The organism is Streptomyces sp. CNT360, assembly GCF_000424785.1.
Window position 1 is genome coordinate 1,023,320 of sequence record NZ_AUKO01000001.1, and the last position, 14,900, is coordinate 1,038,219.

The following is a 14,900-nucleotide window of genomic DNA, read 5'->3' on the forward strand; positions in this document are numbered from 1 at the left end:
CCCCTGTGCGGACGATGACGGTCTGCGTCTCTCACGATACGTCCGGGAACCGTCGGCGTCACCGCGGCTCCGCGCCGCGTCGGTCCGGGGACGCGGCGGCGGGGACGGGGATCAGAGCGGCTTGAACGTCTTGAACGCCGTCTCGCGGAGCGTCCGGCACTCGGTGTCCTGCCAGGCGTCGGCCTCGCACGTGATGAGTACCGCGTAGCCGTTCTTGCCGTCGGCCTTGAAGCCCCGGTTGAGGACATGGACCTTCTTGCCGTCCTCCTTACGGAGGAAATGCCAGTCGGCGACGGACGGATATCCGCGCCACTCGACCGACTTGATGCCCAGCGACTTGTAGCCCTGGCTCTGGCTCCTGGTCGCGGGCTCCAACTGCCGCCAGGACCTGGCCGCGTCGGAGCCCGGCTTGCCGGTGTGGTCGATCTGGATCCTCGGGTACGCGCCCTTCCCGGCCGCGTACTTGCCGCCCGAGTCGGCGCCGGCTATGGCGTACCGCTTCCAGCCCTCGGGCATCGCCACGGAGAAGTGGAAACGGTCGTCCTTCACCTCGGTGTAGCCGTCCGGCAGCCCCGAGCCGGCCGACTCGCCCTTGTCGCCGCCCTTGTCCTTGCTCTTGTCCTTGTCGCCACCGTCGCCGTCGCTCTTGGGATCCTTCTCGCCCTTCGCGGGTTCCTCGTCCCGGTCGGCGTCGGAAGCGGTCTCCCCGCCCTTCTCGGCGCCACTGCCCTGGTCGGCACCGGTGGAGACGGAGTCGGGCTTTCCGGCGTCGTCGTCCTTGCCGCCGCCCAGGTTCACCACGAGCAGCACGATGATCACGACGACAGCGACCACGGCCGCCGCCACGAGCGCCAGTGTCCGGCGTGGGAGGCCCTTGCGGAGCTCCGGAAGGTCCCGCAGGTCGCGCAGCGAGGTGATGGCGTCGCTGCCCCCGCTCTCGGGCGGCAACGCCCGGCTGCCGCTCCCGGCGCCCGGCAACGGGCCCGCCCCGGCAGCACCGGCACCCGCTCCGGTACCGGACCCGGTTCCGGCTCCCGTCTCGGCGGCACCGGTACCCGTCCCGGCGCCTGAGCCTGCTCGGGTGCCGCTGCCGGTGGTGTCGGCACCGCTGCGGGTGCTGGTGCCTGCGCTCCCGGCGGAACCGGCTGCCGCCCCGGCCCCGTTGCGGGCCCCCGCACCGCTGTCGGCCGCGTCGGGGCCCGTACGGCCGGTACGCGCACCGGCCGTCGCACTGCCGCCCGAGCCCGCACCCGGCCGGGAACCCGCCCCGCTCTTGGAGTCCTTACCCGTCTTGGCGCCCGCGGTTCCGGGCTCCGCCGGGCCGCCGGTCCCCGTCGAGGAAGGCGAAGCCGTACCGGCCCCGGTTCCGGGCGACGCCGCACCGGCGTCCTGACCGGGCTTCTTCCCCTTCCCGGCCCCGGAGGTGCTGCCGGAACCGGAGGCACCGCCCGCCGACGAGGCAGCACCGGAGCCCGTGCCGGAGTCGGCGCCGGTCCCCTTGCCCGACCCGGCCCGGGAGCCGGTGCCGGAGGCGGTACCGGCCCCGCTTCCCGTGGCCGTGGAGGACCCCGTTGCACGCGTGCCCGCGCCGCTGCCCTTGGCGGGTGGGGAGGACGAAGGCGTGGCCGAGGACGGCGGGTTCAAGGGCTTGGCGGGCGGCGCGGTGGGCCGCGGAGGCGTGGTGGGGGCCGACGGTGGCGGGGTCGACGGTGCGGGCGGCACGGGGGAGCCGCCCGCCGAGGCCGTGGGCGCCCCGTGGCCGGCCGGTCCGCCACGCCTGCCGCCGGAACGCGGCGAGCCGGAATCGGCGCCGGGCTCCGTACCTCGCCCGGAACCGCTCGTGCCCGCCGCGGCGCCACCGGCACCGACGGCCCCGGCGGCGTTCCGTACCGACTTGAACGCGCCGCGCAGCCGCTCGCCCGAACTGGTGCCCTCGGAGCGCCGCTTACGTCTGCCGCCGGTCGTCCCGGGGCTGTAGGCGGGGCCGCCGGACCGCGTCCCGCCCTTGCCGGAGGACGGCGGAGCCGGGGAGGCCGAGGACGGCGCAGAGGGCGAGGACGGCGAAGACGGCGCCTGCACCTGGGGCAGCAGCGAGGTGCGGGTCGGGTCGGAGTCGCCGCGGCTCAGCGGACTTTTCAGGCCCTGGGCGACGGGCTCCAGGAGCAGCCGGGCCCCGTTGACGTCGAGCCGCTTGTCCGGGTCCTTCACCAGCAGCCCGGCGATGACCTCCCGCAGCTCGACCGCGTGTTCGGGGACGGGGACGGGCTCGGTCATCACGGCGGTGAGCGTGGAGATGGCGGAGCCCTTGTCGTAGGGCGGGCGGCCCTCCACGGCCGCGAACAGCAGGCCGCCCAGCGACCACAGGTCGGCGGGCGGACCCGGCGGCTTGCCGCGGGCGCGTTCGGGAGAGATGTAGGAGGGGGCGCCCACCAGCATGCCGGTGGAGGTGACCGACGGGTCGCCCTCGACCTTGGCGATGCCGAAGTCGGTGAGGACCACCCGCCCCGTGCCGTCCTCCAGCAGCACGTTGGAGGGTTTGACGTCGCGGTGCAGGATGCCCTCGCGGTGGGCCGCGCGCAGCACGTCGAGGATGGCGAGACCGACCTCGGCCGCGCGCTGCGGCTCCAGCGGGCCTTCCTTCTTGATGTGGTCGGCCAGCGAGCGGCCCTCGACCAGCTCCATGACGATCCAGGGCCTGCTGTCCTCGTTGACGACATCGAAGACGGTGACGGCGCTGCTGCTGCGGATCCTGGCGGTGGCCTTGGCCTCACGCAGGGTCCGGGTGATGAGTCGCTTCTTCTCCTCCTCGTCGACGCTGGAGGGGAACCGAAGCTCCTTCACCGCGACGCGGCGGCCCAGGATTTCGTCCTCGCCGCGCCAGACGGTGCCCATGCCGCCACGCCCGAGGACATCCCCGAGCCGATAGCGCCCGCCTACCAGCCGTCCCGCGTCCTCGCTCATGAATCCCCTTGTGTCCCCTCTGCGTGAGAGCCCGCCCCCGGCAGAGCCTTCATTGTGAACCATCGCCCTGACAAGACGTGTACGGGGGCAGCACGGTTACACCACAGCCCCACCACTTCTCACCGGGGTTCACACGCTCAACAGCCCTTGTGGGAACGACCAGTCCAACGGGGGACCCGGAAGCCGGATCCCCCGTGCGGGACAGACTCGCACAGACCCGCGCGCGGGCCCTACGGAACTACACCGGAGCGATGTCGGGCGCCCCCAGCCGCGCGGCGTCCGCCGTCTGGTCGTCGGGCTGCAACTGCGACTCGCGTTCGGCCTCGACCCGCTTCTCGTAGTGTTCGACCTCACGGTCGACCTGGTCGCTGTCCCAGCCGAGCACCGGCGCCATCAGCTCCGCGCACTCGCGGGCGCTCAGCGCCCCCCGGTCGAACGTCTCGATCGAGATGCGGGTACGGCGCGTGAGGACGTCGTCCAGATGGCGGGCGCCCTCGTGCGTGCACGCGTAGACGACCTCCGCCTTCAGGTAATCGTCGGCGGCCGGCAGCGGTTCGCCCAGCGCGGGGTCACGGGCGATCAGGTCGAGGACCTCCTGCACCATCGAGCCGTAGCGGCCCAGCAGATGCTCCACCCGTGCCACATGCAGTCCTGCCTTCTCCGCGAGCCGGGCCCGGCCGTTCCACAGCGCGTGATAGCCCTCGGCACCCGCCAGCCGCACCTCCTCGGTGACGCAGTCCGCCACCCGGTGGTCGAGCCCGTGCACGGCCTCGTCCACCGCGTCCTCGGCCATCACCCGGTACGTCGTGTACTTGCCACCGGCGATGACCACCAGGCCCGGAACCGGGTGGGCGACCGTGTGCTCGCGCGACAGCTTGCTGGTGGCCTCCGACTCCCCGGCCAGCAGCGGGCGCAGGCCCGCGTAGACGCCCTCCACGTCGTCCCGGGTCAGCGGCACCGCCAGCACCGTGTTGACGTGGTCGAGCAGGTAGTCGATGTCGGCGCTGGAGGCCGCCGGGTGCGCCTTGTCCAGGTCCCAGTCGGTGTCGGTGGTGCCGACGATCCAGTGCCGCCCCCAGGGGATGACGAACAGCACGCTCTTCTCGGTGCGCAGGATGAGGCCCGTGGAGGAATTGATGCGGTCCTTGGGCACCACCAGGTGGATGCCCTTGGAAGCGCGGACGTGGAACTGGCCGCGCTCGGCGATCAGCCCCTGGGTGTCGTCCGTCCACACGCCGGTCGCGTTGACGACCTGACGGGCCCGCACCTCGTGGACGCCGCCCAGCTCCAGATCCTCGATGCGCGCCCCGACGACCCGCTCGCCCTCCCGCAGGAAGCCGACCACCCGCGCACGGTTGGCCGCATGCGCCCCGTACTCGGCGGCGGTGCGCACCAGGGTGGCCACGAAGCGGGCGTCGTCCACCTGTGCGTCGTAGTACTGCAAGGCACCCACCAGCGCGTCCTTGCGCAACGCCGGGGAGACGCGCAGGGCGTGACGGCGGGAGAGGTGACGGTGCCTCGGCAGGCCACGGCCGTGGCCGGAGGAGACGGACATGACGTCGTACATCGCCACACCCGTGCCCGCGTACAGCCGTTCCCAGGCGCGGTGCTGGAGCGGATAGAGGAAGGGCACGGGCTTGACGAGGTGGGGCGCGAGCCGCCCCAGCAGCAACCCGCGCTCCTTGAGCGCTTCCCGCACCAGTGCGAAGTCCAGCATCTCCAGATAGCGCAGCCCGCCGTGGATGAGCTTGCTGGAGCGGCTGGAGGTGCCCGAGGCCCAGTCCCGGGCCTCCACGATGCCGGTGGACAGGCCGCGGGTGACCGCGTCCAGCGCCGTGCCCGCGCCGACGATGCCGCCGCCGATCACCAGCACGTCGAGCTCGGCCTCGGCCATCCTCCCGAGCACCCCTGCGCGCTGTTCCGGTCCCAGTGCCGCTGTCCTCACTGCTGCCTCCCATGCTGCTCGCGTCGGTCCTCGGCCACCGCCCCCCGTGGTCCCCCTGTCGATGGTCCCCCATTCCCGCGACTTTGGCCGGGCCCCGGCCCCGCTGAGCGCGCAATCCGACTTGTCTGTCATATGGGCTCTTAACCTTAATGTGCGCCGCTCGCCACTCCCGGTGCCGCCCGGGCCGGTGCTGCCCGGGGACCGGACCGGGACGACCAGGGGAAGGGAAGACCGCTGTCATGCCCGCAGATCTCGCCGTGCTGGGACTCACCCATTCGGGGCTGCCGCTCGCCCAGGCCGCCACGGCGAACGGAATCGGCACCCTCGGCTACGACCCCGACGACGCCACCGTCGCCGACATCGGCGCGGGCCGCCCGCCCCACGACGCCCCGCTCAGCGCCGCAGAAGTGCGGCGGATGCTCGCCAAGGGGTTCCGCGCCAGCACCGACCCGGCCGTCCTCGGCCGGGTCCGCACGGCCGTCATCTGCGCCCCCACCGCGCTCGGCGCCCACCGCGCGCCCGACATGAGCGCCGTGCGCACCGCCGCACGCACCCTGGCCGCACGGCTGCGGCCCCGCACCACCGTGATCGTCGAATCCAGCGTCTACCCGGGGTGCACCGAGGACGTCGTGCGCCCCCTGCTGGAAGAGGGCTCCGGGCTGCGCGCCGGACGCGACTTCCACCTCGCCTGCTCCCCCAGCCGGCTCGACCCGGGCAACCGCGGATACGGCTATGCCGCCATCCCCAAGGTCATCGGCGGACTCACCCCCGCCTGCACGGAGGCGGCCGCCGCGTTCTACGGGCGGCTCACCGACAAGGTCGTCCGCGCCCGCGGCCCGCGCGAGGCCGAGACCAGCAAGCTGCTGGAGACCAACTACCGGCACATCAACATCGCGCTGATGAACGAGATGGCCGTCTTCTGCCACGACCTGGGCATCGACCTGTGGGACGTGGTGCGGTGCGCCGAGACGAAGCCGTTCGGCTTCCAGGCGTTCCGGCCGGGGCCCGGCGTCGGGGGGCCCGGGATCCCCGTGGACCCCAACTACCTCGCCTTCCACCGGCGTTCACCGGGCTATCCGCTGCGGATGGTGGAGCTCGCCCAGGAGGTCAACGACCGCATGCCGCGGTACGTCTCGCAGCGGGCCGCTGCGCTTTTGAACGAGCACGGCAAGTCCGCGCGGGGGGCGCGGGTGCTGCTGCTGGGGGTCACCTACAAGCCCGACCTCGCCAGCCAGGAGGGGGCCCCTGCCCGGGAGGTCGCCGGGCGCTTGAAAGAGCTCGGCGCGCAGTTGAGCTACCACGATCCGTACGTGTCGCAGTGGCGGGTCGCCGGGCAACCCGTGCCGCGGGCCGACTCGCTGTACGAGGCTGCGGCGGCGGCCGACCTCACGCTGCTGTTGCAGAACCATCGGGTGTACGACTTGCAAGGGCTTGCCGCGAAGGCACAGCTGCTGCTCGATACCCGGGGGGTCAGTCCCACTGGTGCGGCGCACCGGCTGTGAGGGGGCACCCTCTCACGGGTGGGGGGCTTCGCCCCCTGGGAGCCCCCTTCCGCAAGAACTCCCGCTCGTCCACTGCGCGGGGACGCCCCGGGGCGGAGCACCTCGGTTCGGCCGGTGGCTCTCGCGCGGGTCAAGACGTCCATGGGAGACCGGGCGTCAACGGGAGGGGGAGACCGTGACCTCGACGCGTTGGAACTCCTTCAGGTCGGAGTAACCCGTGGTGGCCATGGCCCGCCGGAGGGCGCCGAAGAAGTTCATGGAACCGTCCGGGGTGTGGGAGGGGCCCAACAGCACCTCTTCCAGAGTGCCGACCGCACCGAGGTCCACGCGGCGGCCCCGGGGGACGTCCGCGTGGACGGCCTCCATGCCCCAGTGGTGTCCCTGCCCGGGGGCGTCCGTGGCGCGGGCCAGCGGCGAGCCCATCATGACGGCGTCCGCGCCGCAGGCGATCGCCTTGGGCAGGTCGCCGGACCAGCCGACGCCGCCGTCGGCGATGACGTGCACGTAGCGGCCACCGGACTCGTCCATGTAGTCCCGGCGGGCCGCGGCGACGTCCGCGACCGCGGTCGCCATCGGCACCTGGATGCCCAGCACGTTGCGCGTGGTGTGTGCGGCACCGCCGCCGAAGCCGACCAGCACACCGGCGGCGCCGGTCCGCATCAGGTGGAGGGCGGCGGTGTAGGTGGCGCAGCCGCCGACGATGACCGGCACGTCCAGCTCGTAGATGAACTGCTTGAGGTTCAGCGGCTCGGCCGCACCGGAGACGTGCTCGGCGGAGACCGTCGTACCGCGGATCACGAACAGGTCGACGCCCGCGTCCACGACGGCCTTGGAGAACTGGGCGGTACGGCCCGGAGAGAGGGCCGCGGCCGTCACGACACCGGAGTCACGGACCTCCTTGATCCGCTGCCCGATCAGCTCCTCCTTGATGGGCGCGGCGTAGATCTCCTGCATCCGGCGGCTCGCCGCGGCCTCGTCCAGCTCCGCGAGCTCCGCGAGCAGCGGCTCGGGGTCCTCGTACCGGGTCCACAGGCCCTCCAGGTTGAGGACGCCGAGGCCGCCGAGCTCGCCGATGCGGATGGCGGTGCGCGGCGAGACGACCGAGTCCATGGGGGCGGCGAGGAACGGCAGCTCGAAGCGGTAGGCGTCGATCTGCCAGGCGATCGAGACCTCCTTCGGATCGCGGGTGCGCCTGCTGGGCACCACGGCGATGTCGTCGAAGGCGTACGCCTGCCGCCCGCGCTTGCCGCGCCCGATCTCGATCTCAGTCACGTCTACTGCCTCTCACTTGCGTATGCCGCGCCCAGTATCCCCGGTCCCCCGGGCGGGCCCCAGCCCGGCACCCTCTCACTCAGGGCATACGGGCTGGGTGCCCCGCGCGCGTGGTTCGGCGCCTCGGTCGTGCTCCGGCCCACGACCCGGGGGACAAACTCCCGAACCCCGGCCGAAACCCTCAACGCCGCGCGTCATGCGGTGCCTCGGTCGTCATCTGGCCCCACCTCCCGGGAGACAACCCCCGGCCCCCGGCCGAAACCCTCAACGCCGCGCGTAGTTCGGCGCCTCGGTCGTCATCTGGATGTCGTGCGGATGGCTCTCCTTGAGGCCGGCCGCGGTGATGCGGACGAAGCGGCCGCGGTCCTTCATCTCGGGGACGGTACGCCCGCCGACGTAGAACATCGACTGCTTGAGGCCGCCGATGAGTTGGTGGACGACGGCGCCGAGCGGGCCGCGGTAGGCGACCTGTCCCTCGACGCCCTCCGGGATCAGCTTGTCGTCCCCGCTGACCCCTTCCTGGAAGTAGCGGTCCTTGGAGTAGGACTTGCTGTCGCCGCGGGTCTGCATCGCGGCGAGGGAGCCCATGCCTCGGTAGGACTTGAACTGCTTGCCGTTGATGAACAGCAGCTCACCCGGCGACTCCTCGCAGCCCGCCAGCAGGCTGCCCAGCATCACCGTGTCGGCACCGGCGACGATCGCCTTGGCGATGTCCCCGCTGTACTGGAGGCCGCCGTCGCCGATGACCGGGACACCGGCCTCCTGGGCGGCCAGCGACGCCTCGTAGATGGCGGTGACCTGCGGAACGCCGATACCCGCGACGACGCGGGTGGTGCAGATCGAACCGGGGCCGACGCCGACCTTGACGCCGTCCACCCCGGAGTCGATGAGCGCCTTGGCGCCGTCCCGGGTGGCGATGTTGCCGCCGACGACGTCGACGCCCGGATGGTTGGACTTGATCTTGGCGACCATGTCACCGACCATCCGGGAGTGGCCGTGCGCGGTGTCGACGACGACGAAGTCGACGCCCGCCTCGATGAGGGCCTGCGCCCGGTCGTACGCGTCACCGGCGACCCCCACCGCGGCGCCGACCACCAGGCGGCCCTCGCCGTCCTTGGCGGCGTTCGGGTACTGCTCGGCCTTGACGAAGTCCTTGACCGTGATGAGGCCCTTGAGCGTGCCCTCGCCGTTGACCAGCGGCAGCTTCTCGATCTTGTGGCGGCGCAGCAGCTCCATCGCCTCCGCGCGCGAGATGCCGACCTGCCCGGTGACCAGCGGCATCGGCGTCATGACGTCACGCACCTGGCGGCTGCGGTCCAGCTCGAAGGCCATGTCGCGGTTGGTGACGATGCCCAGCAGCTTGCCCCCGGCGTCGGTGACCGGGACGCCGCTGATGCGGAAGCGGCCGCACAGCGCGTCGGCCTCCTCCAGCGTGGCGTCGGGCCGGATGGTGATCGGGTCGGCGACCATGCCGGACTCGGACCGCTTGACCTGGTCGACCTGGTTGGCCTGGGCCTCGATCGACAGGTTGCGGTGCAGGACGCCGACGCCGCCCTGGCGGGCCATGGCGATGGCCATCCGGGCCTCGGTGACCTTGTCCATGGCGGCGGACAGCAGGGGCACGTTGACGCGGACGTTGCGCGAGACGTGCGACGCGGTGTCGATGTCATGAGGGGCCATGTCGGACTCGCCCGGCAGCAGCAGGACGTCGTCGTATGTCAGGCCCAGAGTGGCGAATTTGGCGGGCACCCCGTCGACGTTTTCAGTCATGACACCTTTCCCGGATCGGTTTCCCGGATCACCCCCGCGCGAGCGGAGACGCTGCTTGTCCAGCCGCACCGTCCATGCTATCGGCCCGGCGGGAGTGACCGGACCGCCTGTGGAAAACCTCTCGCGGACGCCGGAGGCTACTGCTCCGCCAGCGCGCGCAGCCTGCTGAGTGCCCGGTGCTGGGCGACGCGCACGGCCCCCGGTGACATGCCCAGCATCTGCCCGGTCTCCTCCGCGGTCAGCCCGACGGCGACCCGCAGCAGCACCAGCTCGCGCTGGTGCTCCGGCAGGGCGGCGAGCAGCTTCTTGGCCCACTCGGCGTCGCTGCTCAACAGCGCCCGCTCCTCCGGGCCCAGGGAGTCGTCGGGACGCTCGGGCATCTCGTCCGAGGGCACGGCCGTCGAACCCGGCCCGCGCATGGCCGCACGCTGGAGGTCGGCCACCTTGTGCTGGGCGATGGCGACCACGAACGCCTCGAACGGCTTGCCGGTGTCGCGGTAGCGCGGCAGCGCGCAGAGCACCGCGATGCAGACCTCCTGTGCGAGGTCGTCCACGAAGTGGCGGGCGTCACCGGGCAGCCGCGTCAGCCGCGTACGGCAGTAGCGCAGGGCCAGCGGGTGCACCTGAGCGAGCAGATCGTGGGTGGCCTGCCGGTCCCCCTCGACGGCGCGCTGGACGAGCTGGCTGATCCGCGCGACCCGGGCCGCCTCGCCACGTTCGGCGGGCTCCGCGGCGGGTTCGGCGGCGGAGGCCGCCGTGTCGGCGTCTGCGACGACGGGCCCCGGGCCGGTCGCGGCCCCGGGCGGCGGCCCGTTCTCGTCGTCGCGCATCGGTCCATGGTGCACCGGCGCCGCGCCGTCCGCCGCACCGCGCCCGTGGATGTGAGCCGAAGCGTTATGAGCAGGCGCACTGGCCCTCATGTCCACGCCCTCCCCTCACGCCTGACCGACCGGTTCCCGAGGAACTCCATACAACAAGCATGCGTCACGCGCGAGATTTCCCGGAGGCGCGGGAGAACCCGCGGTAACAGCGCCGCGTTCCAGGGTGCCGTCCCGGCCGGCGCGCTGACAGCCGGGAGGCGGGGGCGGACGGTCCGGGAGGTCCGCGCACCACGGCGCCGGCGGCGGTCGGACGGCACCGCGGCCGGGGTGCCCGCGCCGGTCGGGGTTCCGCGCCGGACGGGGCGCCGCAGTGCCCGTCGCCGGGAAGGGGTGCGGGTCCCGGCCGTGCGGGGTGCCGGCGGACCTAGCGGACGAGGCCCCAGCGGAAGCCGAGTGCCACCGCGTGCGCCCGGTCGGAGGCGCCGAGCTTCTTGAAGAGCCGCCTCGCGTGCGTCTTGACCGTGTCCTCGGACAGGAACAGCTCGCGCCCGATCTCCGCGTTCGAGCGGCCGTGGCTCATGCCCTCCAGCACCTGGATCTCCCGCGCGGTCAGGGTCGGCGCGGCACCCATCTCCGCCGAGCGCAGCCGCCTGGGGGCGAGCCGCCAGGTGGGGTCGGCCAGCGCCTGGGTGACGGTCGCGCGCAGCTCGGCGCGGGACGCGTCCTTGTGCAGGTAGCCGCGCGCACCCGCGGCGACGGCCAGGGCCACGCCGTCGAGGTCCTCGGCGACCGTCAGCATGATGATGCGGGCCCCGGGGTCGGCGGAGAGCAGCCGTCGCACGGTCTCCACTCCGCCCAGGCCGGGCATCCGGACGTCCATCAGGATCAGATCGGACCGGTCGGCGCCCCAGCGGCGGAGGACTTCCTCGCCGTTGGCCGCCGTCGTCACACGCTCGACGCCGGGCACGGTCGCCACCGCGCGGCGCAGGGCCTCTCGGGCGAGCGGGGAGTCGTCGCATACGAGGACGGATGTCATGACCGCCCTCCGCTGCTGATGCGCATCACCTTGAGCCTCCAGGCTGCTTGGGAAGAATCGTCACCTGCGCGATCGGCGGTCTCGGAGGTGCGTGGCACGTGCGCGCCCCGGCCGGTTCCGCGTCAATCGCTTTCGCTGTCTCAACGACGGTCACCCGAAAGAGTTACGGCTTCCCGGCACCGCTCTCAGCACTCTACGTGAGCAACCGTGCACAGAGCAGCAACATCCCGGCATTGCAGTGGCAGCCACACCTTCTCTCCCGCAGTGCCCTATTTAGCTGCATTTCTTCCGTTTTGCGGGATCGGTCGCTAGATTCGCGAAAGAGTCATATTTACGCACGAGTGACAGATCACCCCCAGCAGCACTCAGGAGAGACGCGATGGCAGACTTCTCCCGCCTTCCTGGACCCAACGCGGATCTGTGGGACTGGCAGCTTCTGGCCGCCTGCCGGGGGGTGGACAGTTCGCTGTTCTTCCACCCCGAGGGGGAGCGCGGCGCGGCCCGCAGTGCGCGGGAGGCGTCCGCCAAGGAGGTGTGCATGCGCTGCCCGGTGCGCGCGGAGTGCGCGGCGCACGCCCTCCAGGTGCGCGAGCCCTACGGCGTGTGGGGCGGGCTCACCGAGGACGAGCGCGAGGAACTGCTGGGCCGGGCCCGGAACCGGCCGACCCCCGCTGCACCTGGGGGCCACGGGCATCCGTGGGGCCGCGGTGCCGAGGTCCTGGACGGCCACGAGGACGAGGGCGCACCCCGCGCCGCGCAGGCCCCCGAGAACGGCGAGAGTCCCGGAAGGGCCGGGAGTCCCGAGAGAGCCGGGGGTTGCGAAGGAGTCGACAGAGCCGGGAGTCCGGTCCCGGAAGAGGGGCTGGAGGTGCCCGAGAGGGTCGGCGAGTTCTGAGAGGCCGCCACGGCCAGCCGCGCTCCTCCCCCGCGTGGGGCCCCGACAGGGTGCCCGGCCCGGGAGCGCCCACCCCGCGTCGCCACCGGCCCGGCGCCGTCTCAGCGGCGGCCCGCGGTGGTCAGGCGTTGCAGCATCGCGTCGACGGCGGGGACCCGGGCGAGGTCGGGCAGGGTGAGGGCCACCACCTCGCGCTGCACGGCGGGGCTGACCCGTACCGCACGGGTGCCTCGGGGACGTACGGACTCCACGGCCAGTTCCGGGAGGACGGCCACGCCCAGGCCCGCGCCGACCAGGCCGACCACCGCCGGGTAGTCGTCGGTCGCGAAGTCGATCCGCGGCGTGAAGCCGGCCCCCTCGCACACCTCGACCAGGTGCCGTCGGCAGCGGGGGCAGCCGGCGATCCACGGCTCCTCCGCCAGGGTGCCGATGCCGACCTCCTCGGCGTCCGCGAAGGGGTGCCCCTCCGGAACCAGGCCGACCAGCCGGTCGGTGAGCAGCGGGTACTCCACCAGGTCGTCCCACTCGGGGGCGGCGCCGTAGCGGAAGGCCAGCGCGATCTCGCAGTCGCCGGCGCGCAGCATCTCCACGGAGCGCGGCGGCTCGGCCTCCACCAGGGAGATCCGGGTGCCCGGATGGTCGGTGCGCATCGCCGCCACCGCCGTCGGCACCAGCGTGGAGCTGCCGCTGGGGAAGGAGACCAGGCGTACCCGACCCGCGCGCAGCCCGGCCAGTGCTGCGACCTCCTCCTCGGCGGCCGTCAGCCCGGCGAGGATGCCCGCGGCGTGCCGTACCAGCGCCTCGCCCGCCTCGGTGAGCCGCGTCTCGCGGCCCGTCCGCACCAGCAGCGGGGTGCCCGCGGCGGACTCCAGCGCCTTCATCTGCTGGCTGACGGCGGGCTGGGTGCAGCCCAGGTCGCGCGCCGCGGCGGAGAAGGATCCGGTGGTGGCGACCGTGCGCAGCACCCGCAGATGTCGTGCCTCGATCATGCTTCGAGCATACGTCCGTCCCATAAGGACACCTTGGGGAGCAGCGGGGAAACGTGTTCGCGGCTTGGGTGGGGCACGGCTAGCCTCGGGCCATGAAGCTGCTCTCCGTGAACCTGGCCAAGCCCTACAGGGCCGAGTACAGCGACGCCCCGGACAAGCGGACCGGCATCGACAAGCAGCCCACCACGGAGCCGGTCGCCGTCTCCGCGCCCGGCCCCCGCGGCACCGGCGGCAGCGCGCTGGCCGGGGACACCATCGGGAACAAGCGGCACCACGGCGGCGACGAGCAGGCCGTCTACGCCTACTCCCGGGAGGAACTCGACCACTGGGAGGGCGAGTTGGGCCGCACGCTGGCCAACGGCTTCTTCGGTGAGAACCTCACCACCGTGGGCGTCGACGTGGACGGGGCGCGCATCGGCGAACGCTGGCAGATCGGGGCTCCCGGTACGGGACCGCTGCTGGAGGTGTGCTCCATGCGGCTCCCCTGCCGCACCTTCGCGGGCCGGCTGGCCGAGGAGAGGTGGCTGCACCGCTTCACCGCGCGCCGGCGCCCCGGCGCCTACCTCCGGGTGCTCGACCCGGGCCGCCTGCAGGTGGGGGACGCGGTCACCGTCGTGCACCGTCCCGACCACGAGGTCACCGTCAGTTTCCTCTTCCGGTCCCTGACGGGCGAGCCGGAGCTGCTGCCCCGCATCCTGGCGGCGGGCGAGCCGCTGGACCCCGAGGCGCGGGAGCGGGCGCTGCGGCGCACCGGGGCCTGACACCATGTCAGGGCGCCGTCGCCTGGGGCCGGGCCCACGGAGCCGGGCCGATAGCGTGACCGCATGACGACTGCACTGATTACGGGAGCCACCGCCGGGATCGGCGCGGCTTTCGCGCGCCGGCTCGCCTCCAGCGGCTACCACCTGGTGCTCGCCGCGCGCGACACCGACCGCCTGTGGCGCGAGGCGACCGAGCTGCACGACCGGCACGGGGTGGAGGCCGACGTCATCACCACCGACCTGTCGACGGACGAGGGCATCGCGGCCGTCGAGGAGCGGCTGGGCGACACCGCGCACCCCGTCGATCTCCTGGTCAACAACGCCGGGTTCGGCAACAAGGGCCGCTACCTCGACGTCCCGCTGGCCGACGAGCTGACGATGCTCAAGGTGCACTGCGAGGCGGTGCTGCGGCTCACCAGCGCCGCCACCGCCTCGATGTGCGAGCGGGGGCGCGGCGGTGTCATCAACGTCGCCTCGGTCGCCGCGTTCTTCCCCCGCGGGACGTACGGCGCCTCCAAGGCGTGGGTCACCCAGTTCACCCAGGGCGCGGCCAAGGATCTGGCGGGTCAGGGCGTGCGGCTGCTCGCGCTGTGCCCCGGGTTCGTCCGCACCGAGTTCCACGAGCGGGCCGGCATGGGCACCGGGAACATCCCCCGCTGGATGTGGCTGGACGCCGACAAGGTGGTGGAGACCGCTCTCCACGACCTGGCACGGGGCCGGTCGCTGTCCATCCCCGACCCCCGCTACAAGGCACTGCTGGGCGCCTCCCGCCTCATCCCGCAGGGGATGCTGGGCCGGGTGTCCTCGACGACGGGGCGCACATTCGGCCCCCAGTAGAGCCCGCGCGCGCAGTCCGCGGAGCCCGACGGCAGGAGCCCGCACCGGGCCTCCGGCGCGCGAAAAGGGCGCACCCCGTGCGGGGTGCGCCCTTTCGTGGTGGCGGAACGC

Annotated in this window: 10 protein-coding genes and 1 pseudogene; 4 read left to right on the forward strand and 7 right to left on the reverse strand. The window is 72.9% G+C overall.

All coding sequences use genetic code 11. The annotated features are described in order from the left end of the window. Nucleotides 1-111: 111 nt before the first annotated feature. Nucleotides 112-2,961 carry a protein kinase domain-containing protein gene (locus H297_RS41145; protein WP_037792595.1) on the reverse strand — a complete coding sequence of 950 codons (2,850 nt, stop codon included), beginning with the start codon at nucleotides 2,959-2,961 and terminating at the stop codon, nucleotides 112-114. Between the two features lie 238 nt (nucleotides 2,962-3,199). Beyond that, the gene (locus H297_RS0104325; protein ID WP_027736045.1) at nucleotides 3,200-4,906 is read right to left on the reverse strand and encodes a glycerol-3-phosphate dehydrogenase/oxidase; all 1,707 of its coding nucleotides are present in this window, start codon (nucleotides 4,904-4,906) and stop codon (nucleotides 3,200-3,202) included. Between the two features lie 239 nt (nucleotides 4,907-5,145). Between H297_RS0104325 and H297_RS0104330 the strand changes: the two genes are divergently transcribed. Next, a complete protein-coding gene (locus tag H297_RS0104330) occupies nucleotides 5,146-6,408 on the forward strand; it encodes a nucleotide sugar dehydrogenase (RefSeq protein WP_027736046.1) in 1,263 nt (420 codons plus the stop codon). 156 nt (nucleotides 6,409-6,564) lie between these two features. Here H297_RS0104330 and H297_RS0104335 read toward each other — a convergent pair whose 3' ends face one another. The 4 genes from H297_RS0104335 to H297_RS0104350 form a co-directional block, all read right to left on the reverse strand. Beyond that, complete coding sequence (locus tag H297_RS0104335) at nucleotides 6,565-7,680, reverse strand: GuaB3 family IMP dehydrogenase-related protein (RefSeq protein WP_027736047.1); 1,116 nt, start codon at nucleotides 7,678-7,680, stop codon at nucleotides 6,565-6,567. Nucleotides 7,681-7,944: 264 nt separating this feature from the next. Continuing rightward, nucleotides 7,945-9,450 carry an IMP dehydrogenase gene (guaB, locus tag H297_RS0104340; protein WP_027736048.1) on the reverse strand — a complete coding sequence of 502 codons (1,506 nt, stop codon included), beginning with the start codon at nucleotides 9,448-9,450 and terminating at the stop codon, nucleotides 7,945-7,947. Nucleotides 9,451-9,587: 137 nt separating this feature from the next. Then, nucleotides 9,588-10,280, reverse strand: coding sequence for a sigma-70 family RNA polymerase sigma factor (locus H297_RS0104345; protein WP_078513716.1), 693 nt, complete (start codon nucleotides 10,278-10,280; stop codon nucleotides 9,588-9,590). Between the two features lie 415 nt (nucleotides 10,281-10,695). Next, entirely contained in the window at nucleotides 10,696-11,307 is a 612-nt protein-coding gene (locus H297_RS0104350; RefSeq protein ID WP_003948568.1) for a response regulator transcription factor, read from the reverse strand. Nucleotides 11,308-11,686: 379 nt separating this feature from the next. Between H297_RS0104350 and H297_RS43995 the strand changes: the two are divergent. Next, nucleotides 11,687-11,998: pseudogene (locus H297_RS43995) on the forward strand (WhiB family transcriptional regulator); the annotation flags it as partial. A gap of 305 nt (nucleotides 11,999-12,303) precedes the next feature. Here the strand turns inward: H297_RS43995 and H297_RS0104360 are convergent. Continuing rightward, on the reverse strand, nucleotides 12,304-13,191 hold the full coding sequence (locus H297_RS0104360) for a LysR family transcriptional regulator (protein ID WP_027736050.1): 888 nt from the start codon (nucleotides 13,189-13,191) through the stop codon (nucleotides 12,304-12,306). 92 nt (nucleotides 13,192-13,283) lie between these two features. On the opposite strand from H297_RS0104360, the gene H297_RS0104365 reads away from it, so the two are divergent. Then, entirely contained in the window at nucleotides 13,284-13,952 is a 669-nt protein-coding gene (locus H297_RS0104365) for an MOSC domain-containing protein (RefSeq protein ID WP_027736051.1), read from the forward strand. Nucleotides 13,953-14,015: 63 nt separating this feature from the next. Next, entirely contained in the window at nucleotides 14,016-14,789 is a 774-nt protein-coding gene (locus H297_RS0104370; protein ID WP_027736052.1) for an SDR family NAD(P)-dependent oxidoreductase, read from the forward strand. Nucleotides 14,790-14,900 lie beyond the last annotated feature (111 nt).

Bases quoted from the DNA above. Each gene is read 5' to 3' on its own strand.
- H297_RS41145 (WP_037792595.1), bottom strand. From the start codon at position 2,961: ATGAGCGAGGACGCGGGACGGCTGGTAGGCGGGCGCTATCGGCTCGGG.
- H297_RS0104330 (WP_027736046.1), top strand. From the start codon at position 5,146: ATGCCCGCAGATCTCGCCGTGCTGGGACTCACCCATTCGGGGCTGCCG.
- guaB (WP_027736048.1), bottom strand. From the start codon at position 9,450: ATGACTGAAAACGTCGACGGGGTGCCCGCCAAATTCGCCACTCTGGGC.
- H297_RS0104345 (WP_078513716.1), bottom strand. From the start codon at position 10,280: ATGCGCGACGACGAGAACGGGCCGCCGCCCGGGGCCGCGACCGGCCCG.
- H297_RS0104350 (WP_003948568.1), bottom strand. From the start codon at position 11,307: ATGACATCCGTCCTCGTATGCGACGACTCCCCGCTCGCCCGAGAGGCC.
- H297_RS0104360 (WP_027736050.1), bottom strand. From the start codon at position 13,191: ATGATCGAGGCACGACATCTGCGGGTGCTGCGCACGGTCGCCACCACC.
- H297_RS0104365 (WP_027736051.1), top strand. From the start codon at position 13,284: ATGAAGCTGCTCTCCGTGAACCTGGCCAAGCCCTACAGGGCCGAGTAC.
- H297_RS0104370 (WP_027736052.1), top strand. From the start codon at position 14,016: ATGACGACTGCACTGATTACGGGAGCCACCGCCGGGATCGGCGCGGCT.